This is a genomic window from Sphingobium sp. PAMC28499 (genome assembly GCF_004795815.1).
Lineage (GTDB): Bacteria > Pseudomonadota > Alphaproteobacteria > Sphingomonadales > Sphingomonadaceae > Sphingobium > Sphingobium yanoikuyae.
The window spans coordinates 2,961,860-2,974,093 of record NZ_CP039248.1; the positions used below are offsets into that span (position 1 = coordinate 2,961,860).

Consider the following 12,234-nt stretch of genomic DNA (forward strand, 5'->3'; position numbering starts at 1 on the left):
AGCGATCCGGCGCCCCGCTCCTATCAATAATGTATACGATATACCTTGATTAAGGCGGGTCAAGTGCGTGTTTCGCCCGCGGGCGTGAAAATGCGCGCGCCGAACATCGGCCCGGCCCGCGTCATGCCGGGGGCCGGCTGGACGCGGATGACCACCGTGCTCTTGCCGCGCGTCAGTGCTTCGGGAATGGCGTAGGTGACGTCGAAAAATTCGCCCGGCCGGTCGGCATCCAGCTTCTGCGTCGCGATTTTCTGGCCATCGACCAATATGTCGAACAGCCGGTTGCGCTCCTCGCCCCAATAGGTGGCCTGCAGGATCAGCGGACCGGGCTTTACCTTCATGCGGAACTGGAAATGGCCGTCGGTGCGCGCATCGCGCCCATGCCGTCCGCGATAGGTTGTGGTGTAGGAGAGTTTGGCCTCCAGCCCATGATCGCGCTCGGGCTGCATCTCGCCCAGATGCATGACATCGACGGAGCGCCGCTCCAGATCACGGAGGCGGGCCTGCTCGACGGCAAAGGCCTGCTGCTCGACGCCCCATTCCTGCTGGGTGAAGCGCTTGAAATAGACGGCGGTGCGGCGGTCGCGCTGCTGGAAGAAGGGCGCGAAGCTGAGGTCGGCGGGCTTGCCGATGCCGGCGGTGCGATAGGCGGGTACGGCGGCAAGGATGGCGGCAAAGCCCTGTGTCACATCAGCGGCGACCAGCGCCGGGGCGGGACCGTCAAAGGGCTGGTCGGCCGCGCCCAGATCGGCCGCCAGCACGACCGGGCCGTGCAGCAGCGCGATGGTGCGGGGATCATCCGATGTTGCTTCGACCCGCAATGCCATCGGCAGGTCCAGCGTCACCTGATCGCCGGCCTTCCACTTGCGATCGATCAGGGCATAGCCATCGGCGATGCGCGGGGCGGGCAGGGGCGTGCCGTTGACGGCGATACGCGCGCCCTGGCACCATCCGGGGATGCGCAGCGCCAGGGTGAAGCGGCCGGCCCGCGCCAGTTTCGGGATCGACATCGCGATGTGCCCGTCGAACGGATAGCCGGTCTCGATCCGCAGCTTCGCGCCCCGCGCCGCCCAGTCGGCTTCGCTGGGGATATAGAGATTGGCGATCAGCATGTCGGCCGGCCGGTCGGCATCTTCCCACCAGATGGATTCGCCATGCTTGGCATGGCTTTCCATGCCGCTGCCGACGCAGCACCAGAAATCGTCGAACGGTTCGGACCAGACGCGGTGCGCCCCCGACATCAGCGGCACCATATAGGCGAACATGCCGGTCGCCGGGTTCTGGTGCGCCAGGATATGGTTGATATGGGCGCGCTCATAATAGTCGAACAGGCGCGCTTCGGGCTTCCACGCATAGAGATGCCGGGTCAGCTTCAGCATGTTGTAGCTGTTGCAGCTTTCGCAGGTCTGTTCGGTGATATGCTTGGAAATGGTGCCGGGATCAGGGAAATATTCCCGGTCGGCATTGCCGCCGATGACATAGCTATATTGGCCGACCACGGTCTCCCAGAAGAAATTGGCAGCGATCGCGTCTGCGGCATTGCCGGTGATCTCGTGCAGGCGGGCAAGGCCGATCAGCTTGGGGATCTGGGTATTTGCGTGGATCCAGGGCAGGCTGTTCTGTCGCTGGGCCAGCGGGTCGAGCACCTTGCGATGGCGCAACCGCGTGGCCAGCGCCAGCCAGCGCGGATCACCGGTGCGGGCGTGCAGTTCGGCGAAGCTCTCGTTGATGCCGCCATGTTCGCAGTCCAGCACCTGCTGCACCTGCGCATCGTCCAGTTTCGCGAACACGCCGTCGATATAGGCGGCAAGGGCCAGCGCGACGCCGCGCGCTTGGCTGTTGCCCAGATGGGTTTCGGCGTCGAAGAGGCCGGCGAACAGCTTGTGCCAATTATAGAAGGGCACCCAGCAGCCGTTGAGGTCAAAGCCGGCCGATCGGATGTCGCCGCGCATGATCTCCGGAAAGATCAGCCTGCCATCCTCGATCACATCGTCGCGACGGCGGGTGAAGCCCGCGACATAGCCATCGCCGGCCGCCGCCTGGCACTCGGCCAGTTCGGCGATGATATAGGCGGCACGGCGGGCGCATTCGGCGTCGCCGGTCTGGGCGTGCATCAGCGCCAGCGCGGTCAGATAATGGCCCAGCGTATGGCCGGCGATGGTGTCATTTTCCCAGCCGCCATAGATGGCGCCCTTGGGCGTCAGGCCGGCATGTTTGCGGAAATTGTGCAGCAGCCGGTCCGGCTCCAGCCGCAGCAGATAGCGGCGATTGCCCTCGACCGCGTCGGCAAAGGGGGAGGGTAGGAGCCGGGTCGCATTTAGCGGCAAGGCGCGCGCCGATTCGGGCAGCGCACTGCCGGTCGCGGCATGGGCGACGCTGCTCCATCCCTCCCAGGCGGGGGCCGTCGCGGCGGCTGTCGCGGCCAGCAACATGGCCCTGCGGCTGAGGGGCGTGTGACGGTGGGACATGGCGGCTCCGGCTTGTCTGTAATCGTTATACCGTATACGATATCGCGATTATGGTTCGGGATCAAGACGGAGGATGCATGTCTATCTTCAACGCTGCGGCATGGGCAATAAAGGCATGAGCGCGGACGAAAGCGTCACGCTGACGCTGCAGCAGGTCGCGGATCTGGCCCATGCCGTGCTGCGCCGCCATGGTCTGGCGGAGGCGCATGTCGGCCCAGTTGCCGCGACGATCATCGCTGGCGAGCGCGACGAATGTGCGTCGCATGGCGTCTATCGCCTGCTCAACTGCGTCCATACGCTGAACAGCGGCAAGGTTGTGCCGGATGCCGTGCCGGTGGTGCATCATGTCTCGCCCGCGCTGCTGCGCGTGGATGCGGCCGGCGGCTTTGCCCAACTGGCTTTCGCTACGGGATTGCCTTTGCTGGTTGAAAAGGCGCGGACGATGGGCATCGCCGCCATGGGCATCAATCGCTGCGTCCATTTTGCCGCGCTCTGGCCGGAGATCGAGGCGCTGACCGATCAGGGTCTGGTCGCCTTCGCCTGTACCCCCAGCCATGCCTGGGTCGCGCCGGCCGGCGGCACCTCGCCGCTGTTCGGCACCAACCCGATCGCCTTTGGCTGGCCGCGCCTCGGCGGCGATCCCTTTGTCTTCGATTTCGCCACCAGCGCGGTCGCGCGCGGCGAGATTGAACTGCATCGCCGTGCCGGCAAGCCGATCCCGGAAGGCTGGACGATCGATGCCCAGGGCCATCCGACCACCGACGCGGAAGCGGGCCTGGCCGGAGCGCTGCTGACCTTTGGCGGGCACAAGGGATCGGCCCTGTCGGCGATGGTCGAACTGATTGCCGGGCCGCTGATCGGCGATATGACCAGTGCGGAATCGCTGGCGCATGACGATGGCGCCAAGGCATCGCCCTATGGCGGCGAACTCATCATCGCCATCGATCCCGCCGGCTTCCTGGGCGCGGCGGCCGCCGAGCATATGCAGCGGGCCGAGGCGCTGTTCGACGGCATTACCGGCCAAGGCGCACGCCTGCCATCGCAGCGGCGCTTCGCGGCGCGTCGTCGCACCCCCGATCAGGGCTGTCGCATTCCCCGCGCGCTCTATGAGGAACTGGCGGCGCTCAGCTGAGCGCCGCCAGCGATTTCAGGCAAAAGGCTGGTCGATCGCGACCGAGGGCGGGGTGAACCAGGCCGCCCCGGTATCGGTCACATAAAAATGATCCTCCAGCCGCACGCCGAAGCGATCGGGCACGACGATCATCGGCTCGTTGGAGAAGCACATGCCCGGCTCCAGCGGGGTCATGTCGCCGCGCACCAGATAGGGCGCCTCATGGATCGACAGGCCGATGCCATGGCCGGTGCGATGGGGCAGGCCCGGCAGGCGATAGTCGGGGCCAAGGCCCGCCGCCTCCAGCACGCGACGCGCCGCCGCGTCGATCGCGCCGCAGGGGACGTCGGGCTTGACCGCGTCGAACGCGGCCTGCTGCGCCTCCTTTTCCAGCGCCCAGATGCGTCGCTGTTCGGCATCCGCCTCGCCATAGACATAGGAGCGGGTGATGTCGCTATGATAGCCGCCGATGGTGCAGCCGGTATCGATCAGCACCATCTCGCCTTCGGCCAGCACGCTCTCGCCCGGCAGGCCGTGGGGATAGGCGGTCGATCGGCCGAACTGGACGATGCAGAAGCTGCTGCCCGATGCGCCGAGCGCCCGGTGCGCGGCTTCAATGAAGCGACGCACCTCGGTCGCGGTGATGCCGGGGCGCAGGATGCGGGCGGCGCGGCGATGCACCTCTAGCGTCATCGACTTGGCCTGCTGCATCAGCGCCAGTTCGGCGGCCGACTTGCGGCTGCGGCAACCGTCGATCACGGCCGAGGCGGCAACCAGCGTCACATCCGGCGCGGCAGCGCGAATGCGCTCGACGAACAGGAAGGCCATGGCCGGATCGATCCCCAGCCGGGCGACGCCCAGCGTCTTGAGCGCATCGGCGACCAGGGCGGACGGGCTTTCATCCTCCTCCCACAGGCGCAGGTCGCCGGCGTCGATCTTGAGGTCGGCTTCCAGCGATCCGCGCTCGAAGCGGGGGCAGATCAGGATCGGATCGCCGCTGAGCGGCAGCAGCATCGCCACCAGTCGTTCGCTTGCGCCCCAGGGCACGCCAGCGAAATAGGCAAGACTGGTCCCGGCATCGATCAACAGCGCGTCGAGCCCTTCCTGCGCCATCAGGGTACGGGCCCTGGCAATGCGCGCCTGATATTCGGACGCCGTGATGGCCGGCGCGCGATCGGTCCAGGGCTGGAGGCCGGCCAGTTCGGTGGCGGCGTCGGAACCGCCGATCTGCTGTGTCATACTCTATCCTTCAAAGCGGCGGAGCGAAAAGGGCTTGGCATCGACCGGCGGCGGTGCGCCGGTGGCCAGCGCGGCGATGATTTCCCCGGTCAGTGGTCCCAATGTCAGCCCCAGATGCTGGTGGCCGAACGCATAGAGCAGGTTTTCCGCCCGGTCACTCCGGCCGATCGCGGGCAGATAATCGGGCAGGGTCGGGCGGGCGCCGATCCAGGGCCTCGCATCCGCCTCGATCGGCAGGCCCAGCGCCGCGGCATGGGCGCGCAGCCTTTGCCATTTGCGCGGGTCGGGCGGGGAAGAAAGGCTGGAAAATTCGACGAAGCTCGCCGCGCGCAGGCCGCTCTCGAACCGGGTGACGATCATCGATCGATCTTCGAACACCACCGGCGGCATATCCATCGGCCAGCCTTCGGGCGCGGTTGGCGTCTGCAGATGATAGCCGCGTTCGGCGATGATCGGCACCTTGTGGCCCATCGGGCGCAGCAGGACATCCGATGCTGCGCCGGTCGCGACGATGATATGGTCCGCGTCCAGCGTCCGGCCGTCGGCCAGTTGCACCTGCGCCTTTCCATCACGGGTAGGAAGCGCGCTAACCTGCGCCTGCTCGATCCGCCCGCCTGCCGCCAGCAGAGCATCCTTCAGATCCTGCGCCAGCCGGGTCGGGTCGGCGATGCGGCCGCTGCCCTCACAGCGAATCGCGCCGATGATCGGATGGGGGAACAGGGCTTCGAGCAGGGCCATCTCGCGCGCCGTCGCGTCGCGGAAGCGCGCCGTGCCGCAATCGGCGGCCATCCAGGCGCGGCGCCCGGCCAATGCGCTGGTCTCGCTTTCCCAGACGATGAAATGCCCATCCTCGATCAGGCGGCTCGGCCCGGCGCATAGCGCGTCGATCCGCTGCCAGGCCGGCATCGCCTGACCCAGCAGCGCCTTTAACGCCGCGCGTCCTGCCGCAAAGCGCGACGGGCGCGCGGCATTCAACAGGCGCAGTGAAAAGGGCAGCCAGCGACCGATGTCGCGCCAGGGCAGGCCGAGCGCGCCGCCGCGCCAGAACAGTCGCCGGGGGAAGCTCTTCACCGTTGCCATCGATGCGAGCGGATCGATCTGCTCCACCGCGACATGGCCTGCATTGCCCCAGGATGCGCCGCGCAGCGGGCTTTCCCGTTCGATCAGCAGCGTTGAAATTCCCTTTTCCTGCAATCGGATAGCGCAGGATATTCCGACGATGCCGCCGCCGATGATGATTGCGTGTTGGGTCAATTGACTTCTTTTCACTTGGCGATGACGATTAGATACCGTATACGATCCTCAGTTTCAACGGAGGCTTATGTGAATTCCTCAAAATTGACGTGGCGTGGTGTCTACCCTGCCGCCACCACCCAGTTCACCCCCGATCTGGACGTTGATATCCCCGCAACCCAGGCTGTCTTGGATGCGCTGGTGAAGGATGGCGTCGACGGCCTCATCATCGCCGGCACCTGCGGTGAGAACAACTCGCTGGAACCCGAAGAAAAGCGCGCTGTCGTCAAGGCGGCGGTCGAGGTCGTGGATGGCCGCGTGCCGATCCTGGTCGGCGTGTCCGAATTCACCACTCGCCGCGCCGTCGCCTTCGCGCAGGACGCCGAAAAGCTGGGCGTCGACGGACTGATGCTGCTGCCCGCGATGGTCTATGTGCCGACCGTCGGCGAACTTTGCACCCATTTCGAGACGGTGGCCAAGGCGACGTCGCTGCCGATCATGCTCTACAACAATCCGCCCGCCTATCGCGTGAATATCGGCATCGACGCGCTCACCCGCCTCGCCGACACGCCCAACATCGTCGCGGTCAAGGAAAGCGCGCCCGATCCGCGTCGCTTCACCGACCTGATCAACGCCTTTGGCGACCGCTATATCCTGATGGCGGGCCTGGACGATGTCGCGTTCGAGGGCCTGTTGCTCGGCGCCCATGGCTGGATTTCTGGTCTCACCAGCGCCTTCCCGCGCGAATCCGTGGCGCTGGTCGCGGCGATCAACCGGGGCGATCTGGAAGAAGCCCTGCGCATCTATCGCTGGTTCATGCCGTTGCTGCACCTCGATGCCGATCATGATCTGGTCCAGTCGATCAAGCTGGCCGAAAGCATCATGGGACGCGGCACCGAGCATGTTCGCCTGCCGCGCATGCCGCTGGAAGGCCAGCGCCGCGCCGACGTCATCCGCTGGGTCGAGCAGTGCGCCGCTACCCAGCCCAGCCTGACGGCGGCCTGATGTCCGCGGTGCGCCACACCTTCTTCTGTATAGACGGCCATACGGCGGGCAATCCCGTTCGTCTGGTCGCGGGCGGCGCGCCGCTGCTCAAGGGAAAGTCCATGGCGGAACGCCGCCTGGACTTTCTCGACCGCTTCGACTGGATCCGCACCAGTCTCTGCTTCGAACCGCGCGGCCATGACATGATGTCGGGCGGCTTCCTCTACCCGCCGACGCGCGACGATACCGACATCGGTATTCTCTTCATCGAAACCAGCGGCTGTCTGCCGATGTGCGGTCATGGCACGATCGGCATGGTGACGTTCGGACTGGAAAATGGCCTGATTCAGCCGGCGACGCCGGGCAGGCTGCGGGTGGAAGTGCCAGCCGGCGTCATCGACATCGATTACACAACCGACGGCAAGCGCGTGACATCGGTCAAGATCCGCAACGTCCCCGCCTATCTGGCGGCGGAGGGGATCGCAATCGACGTGCCGGGCTTCGGTCCGCTCAACGTCGATGTTTCCTATGGTGGCAATTATTACGCGATCGTCGAACCGCAGGGCGCCTATACCGGCCTCGACGACCTCGGCGCATCGCGCATCGTGGAACTGAGCCGCACCATTCGCGAACTGGTGCGCGCGCAATATCAGCCGGTCCATCCGCTCGAACCCAGCATCAAGGGGGTGAGCCATGTGCTGTGGGCCGACCAGCCCAAGGGCGAGGGTGCGGACGGTCGCAACGCCGTCTTCTATGGCGAGCGGGCGATTGACCGCAGCCCCTGCGGCACCGGCACGTCGGCGCGGCTGGCGCATCTGGCAGCCAAGGGCAAGCTGAAGGTCGGCGACCGGTTCGTGCATGAAAGCTATATCTGCAGCCGCTTCATCGGCCGGGTCGAGGCCGAGACGATGATCGGCGACCAGAAGGCAATCATCCCCTCGATCGAGGGATCGGCGATCGCCACCGGTTTCAACACCATCTGGGTCGACCGCGAAGACCCGTTCTGGGCCGGCTTCACGGTCGTATGAGGCAGGCATTGCAGAGCGGGCGGGCGGGATCGTCCATCATATACGAAGTTGTATTCCGCCGTCCGCTCTGTGCTATGCTCGCCGCATGAGCCTAGTCATCCGAAACCTCTCCGACCAGCTGGTCGATCTTGTCCGTGAGCGCATCCTGTCCGGCCGGGTGCCGCCCGACGGGCCGATCCGCCAGGACGCGCTGGCCGCCGAACTGGGGATCAGCAAGATTCCGCTGCGCGAGGCACTGGCCCGACTGGAGCAGGAAGGGTTGCTCAAGTCGCAGGCCAATCGCGGCTTTTTCGTGCGCAGCCTCAATCGGGTGGAGGCTGACGAAGTCTATGCGCTGCGCCTGAAGCTGGAACCCGATGTGATGGCGTTGGCCGCCGAGCGGGCGGACGAGGCGGAGCATCAGGCCGCGATCAACACGCTGGCCACCCTCTATCAGGTCACCGACGAAGGCGGCGACGGGGTCGGGGCGTTCAACCGCGCCTTCCACATGGCGCTGCTGCGTCCCAGCAGCCAGCCGCTGTCGGTCAATATTCTCGAACGGCTCCATATTCTGTCGGAACGCTATGTCCGCAAGCATCTGGAGCCGCTTGGCCGCGACGAACGCGCCAATGACGAACATCGCGAGATGCTCGACGCCTGGCTCGCCCGCGACGGCCAACTGATCCGCGAACTCACGGTCGCACATATCCGCAAAACCATGGACGATCTCATGGTTCAGCTCGACGCCGACGACTGAACCATAACCGAGCAACCGGAACGTCCATAAGAACAGGGAAGGAAATTTCGGTTGAGCACTGGATTTTGGGGACCGATCAAACCGATCGGCGCCGGTCATCACGCGCAGCATCAACAGTTGCGCAAGACATTGTCCTGGCCGCATCTGATCGCGCTGGGGGTCGGGGCGATCGTCGGCACCGGCATCTATACGCTGACCGGCGTTGGCGCCGACCGGGCGGGGCCGGCGGTGATCCTGGCCTTCGCCATTGCGGGGGCCGTGTGCGCCTGCGCGGCGCTGGCCTATGCCGAACTGGCCACGCTGATCCCGACCGCAGGCAGTGCCTATACCTACACCTATTCGGTGCTGGGCGAGACGCTGGCCTGGGTCGTGGGATGGAGCCTGATCCTGGAATATTCGCTGGCGTGCAGCACGGTGGCGGTCGGCTGGTCGGGCTATCTGGTCGGCTGGATCCAGCAGGCGGGGATCAGTCTGCCGCCGATGCTGCTGGCCGGGCCGCATGGCGGCGGCATCGTCAACCTGCCCGCCGTTCTGGTGGCACTGGCGATCGCGGGCATGCTGATCGCCGGCACGCGGGAAAGCGCGACGCTCAACATCATTCTGGTCGTCATCAAGCTGACCGCGCTCGCCGCCTTCGTCGCGCTGGCGCTGCCCGCCTTCCAGTCCGACCATCTCCAGCCCTTTATGCCTTATGGCTTCGTCAGCCATGTTGAGGGTGGCATGACGCGCGGCGTGATGGCGGCGGCGGCCATCGTCTTCTTCGCCTTCTACGGCTTCGACGCGGTCGCGACCTCGGCCGAGGAAGCGCGCAATCCCGGCCGTGACCTGACCATCGGCATCGTCGGATCGATGGCGGTCTGCACCCTCATCTACATGGCGGTCGCGGTCGCGGCGATCGGCGCGCTCGACTATCGGGCGCTGGCCGGTTCTTCCGAGCCTCTGGCGCTGGTGCTGCGCACGTTGGAGCATCCAGTCGCTGCCTGGCTGGTGGCGGGCGCCGCGCTGGTTGCGCTGCCCTCCGTCATCCTGGTCATGATGTATGGCCAGAGCCGCATCTTCTTCGTCATGGCACGCGACGGCCTGCTGCCGCGTTCGCTCAGCAAAGTGTCGGAAAAGACCGGCTCGCCTGCGCGCATCACCGCGATCACCGGGGTCTTCGTTGCGGCGGTCGCCGGCTTCTTCCGCCTCGACGAGATTGCCGAACTGGCCAATGCCGGCACGCTGATCGCCTTCATCGCGGTTGCCGGCTGCATGATGGCGCTGCGCCGCAAGGCGCCCGAGATGAAGCGCGTGTTCCGCTGTCCGCAGCCCTATCTGGTCGGCACGCTGGCGATTATCGGCTGCATCTATCTGCTGATCAGTCTGCCTGAAAAGACGCTGCTGCGCTTTGGCCTGTGGAACTTGGCTGGCCTGGCCCTCTATTTCGCCTATAGCCGCGGCCGCAGCCTGCTGCGTACCACCGGCCGTGCGGCAAGCGAGGAAGGCCTGCCGGAATAGTGCAGCCGTAACCTGAGCCGGCTAGTTGCGTCACCGCGATTGGCCGGCTTGTTCAATAGCCCACAGCATAACCCATACGGCGGGGGTCGGCGCCGGCCATGCGGGCGCCCGACGCATCGGCCAAAATGCCCTGCACGCTGCCGATCGCATAGGGGCCGACCAGTTCGACCTTGTGCCCCATCGTGGTCAGGCGCTGGATCGTGGCGTCCGGGAAGCGCCGTTCCGCCTGTACGGTGATCGCCGCGCCGGGCCTGTAGAAATTGGGATCGGCGTCGAGCGCGAAGCGCGGTGCTTCGATCGCGGCCTGGATCGGCAGGCCGCGATCGACGACATTGACCAGGAACTGGAACTGGGTCTGGCCGATCGTCTCGCCGCCGGGCGAGCCGAAGACCAGTTTCAGCCGGCCCTTGTCGAGGACGATGGTCGGGCCATTGCCGAGCAGGGCGATCTTGCCCGGTGCGACCTTGTTGGGATGGCCGGCATAGGGGGCGGACGACCCCAGGCGCAGGCCGTTGTTGAACAATATGCCGGTATTGCCCATCACCAGGAAGGTGCCGAAGCCGCCGCCGACGGTGGTCGTGACCGCGATGGCATTGCCGTCGGCATCGACCGCCGACAGGCTGGTGGTGTCGCCGCCGCGGGTGTGGTCGTCGCCCTGATACGCGAAATCCTGCCGTGCCCGTTCCAGCGCGGCGCGGTCGAAGGCGGCGGCATTGCCGCCCTCCGGATAGAGGCCCGCACGGGCCGCATCGATCAGCTTGCGTCGTTCGGCGGCGAAGCGCTTGGACAGCAGTCCCTCGACCGGCGTCTGCGCGAATTTGGGATCGGCGGCATATTTATAGACGTCGGCCTTCGCGACCTTGATCGCCTCGATCAGATAATGGGTGAAGAGCGGATCGTCGGCGGGCAGCGCGGCGAGGTCGAACCCCTCGACCAGATTGAGCTGTTCGCATAATTCGAGTCCCGTGCGCGAGGTGAGCGGGCTGCAATAGACGTCCAGCCCGCGATAATTGGTCGTGACCGGATCGTCCCAGCGCGGCTGATAGGCCTTGAGGTCATCGAGCCGCAGCCAGCCGCCGGTCTGTGTCGAGAAGCGGGCAAATTCCTGCGCGATCGGGCCGGCGTAGAAATAGTCATGCGCCGCCTGCAAGGCGCGATCCCGATCGGCGCCACCCTTGAGCGCCTGGCTCTCCGCATCGGCAAGGGCCTGAAAGCTGCGGGCCAGATCGGGATTGCGGAAGATTGATCGCGGGGCCGGGGGCTGGCCACCGGGCAGGAAGATCGCCGCACTGGTCGGATAGAGCGCCAGCGTCTTTTGCGCCCGCGTGATGAACATCGCGATGGATGCATCGAGCGGGTGGCCGTCGCGGGCATAGCCGATCGCCGGTTCAAGCAGGGTCGAAAGCGGCAATTTGCCGAACCGGCGGGCCAGCGCGATCCAGCCGCCAAAGGCGCCGGGAACGGTCAGTGCCCTGGGGCCATGGTCCAGCGCCTTGGGATCGCCATCGGGATCGAGGAGGCGCGGCGCGCCGCCGGTGAAGGCCAGCGACTGGACCTTGCCCGTCTTGCGATCGAGACAGGTGGCAAATCCGTTGCCGCCCGCGCTGGATGCCCAGGGTTCGACCACGTTCATGACCGCCATCGCCGCGACCACGGCGTCGGCGGCGGTACCGCCCTGCATCAGCATGCGGGTGCCGGCCATGGCGGCCAGCGGATGACCTGCCGTCACGCCGCCATTCGGCATGGGCACTTCGACCCGGTGCGCGGCGACGCTGGCGCTGCCGGTGCGGGGCGCATCGGGCGCGCGTGCGCCCGATTGGGCCCAAGCGCGGCCGGGCAGGGCGGTGAGTGCCATGCCGGCAAGGCCGGCGGCCAGCATTTCGCGGCGATCCAGGAAGGATGGGGGCGTATCGGACATGGCGGAGCGACCTTGCAGGG

At 66.2% G+C, this 12,234-nt stretch carries 9 protein-coding genes; 5 read left to right on the forward strand and 4 right to left on the reverse strand.

Annotated elements, in window-relative coordinates; translation table 11 throughout:
- Positions 1-59: 59 nt before the first annotated feature.
- Positions 60-2,468, reverse strand: a complete 2,409-nt coding sequence (locus E5554_RS14260) for a glycoside hydrolase family 127 protein (RefSeq protein ID WP_247594263.1) — start codon at positions 2,466-2,468, stop codon at positions 60-62.
- Positions 2,469-2,583: 115 nt separating this feature from the next.
- Here E5554_RS14260 and E5554_RS14265 point away from each other — a divergent pair, with 115 nt between their 5' ends.
- Complete coding sequence (locus E5554_RS14265; protein WP_247594264.1) at positions 2,584-3,600, forward strand: Ldh family oxidoreductase; 1,017 nt, start codon at positions 2,584-2,586, stop codon at positions 3,598-3,600.
- Positions 3,601-3,615: 15 nt separating this feature from the next.
- On the opposite strand, the gene E5554_RS14270 is transcribed toward E5554_RS14265, so the two are convergent.
- Positions 3,616-4,818 carry a Xaa-Pro peptidase family protein gene (locus E5554_RS14270; RefSeq protein ID WP_136187192.1) on the reverse strand — a complete coding sequence of 401 codons (1,203 nt, stop codon included), beginning with the start codon at positions 4,816-4,818 and terminating at the stop codon, positions 3,616-3,618.
- A gap of 3 nt (positions 4,819-4,821) precedes the next feature.
- Positions 4,822-6,072: an FAD-binding oxidoreductase gene (locus E5554_RS14275; RefSeq protein WP_210729753.1), complete on the reverse strand. Its 1,251-nt coding sequence runs from the start codon at positions 6,070-6,072 to the stop codon at positions 4,822-4,824.
- A 69-nt stretch (positions 6,073-6,141) separates the two neighbouring features.
- On the opposite strand from E5554_RS14275, the gene E5554_RS14280 reads away from it, so the two are divergent.
- From E5554_RS14280 to E5554_RS14295, 4 genes are all read left to right on the forward strand, one after another.
- Positions 6,142-7,056: a dihydrodipicolinate synthase family protein gene (locus E5554_RS14280; protein WP_136187194.1), complete on the forward strand. Its 915-nt coding sequence runs from the start codon at positions 6,142-6,144 to the stop codon at positions 7,054-7,056.
- Positions 7,056-8,063, forward strand: coding sequence for a 4-hydroxyproline epimerase (locus E5554_RS14285; protein WP_136187195.1), 1,008 nt, complete (start codon positions 7,056-7,058; stop codon positions 8,061-8,063). Before E5554_RS14280 ends, E5554_RS14285 begins: the two co-directional genes overlap by 1 nt.
- Before the next feature lie 85 nt (positions 8,064-8,148).
- Entirely contained in the window at positions 8,149-8,799 is a 651-nt protein-coding gene (locus E5554_RS14290; protein WP_048936520.1) for a GntR family transcriptional regulator, read from the forward strand.
- A 51-nt stretch (positions 8,800-8,850) separates the two neighbouring features.
- Entirely contained in the window at positions 8,851-10,296 is a 1,446-nt protein-coding gene (locus tag E5554_RS14295; RefSeq protein ID WP_136187196.1) for an amino acid permease, read from the forward strand.
- Between the two features lie 52 nt (positions 10,297-10,348).
- Here the strand turns inward: E5554_RS14295 and E5554_RS14300 are convergent, their stop codons facing one another.
- Positions 10,349-12,214, reverse strand: a complete 1,866-nt coding sequence (locus tag E5554_RS14300; RefSeq protein WP_136187197.1) for a gamma-glutamyltransferase — start codon at positions 12,212-12,214, stop codon at positions 10,349-10,351.
- Positions 12,215-12,234 lie beyond the last annotated feature (20 nt).

Excerpts from the sequence above, each read along its gene's own strand:
- E5554_RS14270 (WP_136187192.1), bottom strand. The coding sequence starts at position 4,818 with ATGACACAGCAGATCGGCGGTTCCGACGCCGCCACCGAACTGGCCGGC.
- E5554_RS14285 (WP_136187195.1), top strand. The coding sequence starts at position 7,056 with ATGTCCGCGGTGCGCCACACCTTCTTCTGTATAGACGGCCATACGGCG.
- E5554_RS14290 (WP_048936520.1), top strand. The coding sequence starts at position 8,149 with ATGAGCCTAGTCATCCGAAACCTCTCCGACCAGCTGGTCGATCTTGTC.
- E5554_RS14265 (WP_247594264.1), top strand. The coding sequence starts at position 2,584 with ATGAGCGCGGACGAAAGCGTCACGCTGACGCTGCAGCAGGTCGCGGAT.
- E5554_RS14300 (WP_136187197.1), bottom strand. The coding sequence starts at position 12,214 with ATGTCCGATACGCCCCCATCCTTCCTGGATCGCCGCGAAATGCTGGCC.
- E5554_RS14260 (WP_247594263.1), bottom strand. The coding sequence starts at position 2,468 with ATGTCCCACCGTCACACGCCCCTCAGCCGCAGGGCCATGTTGCTGGCC.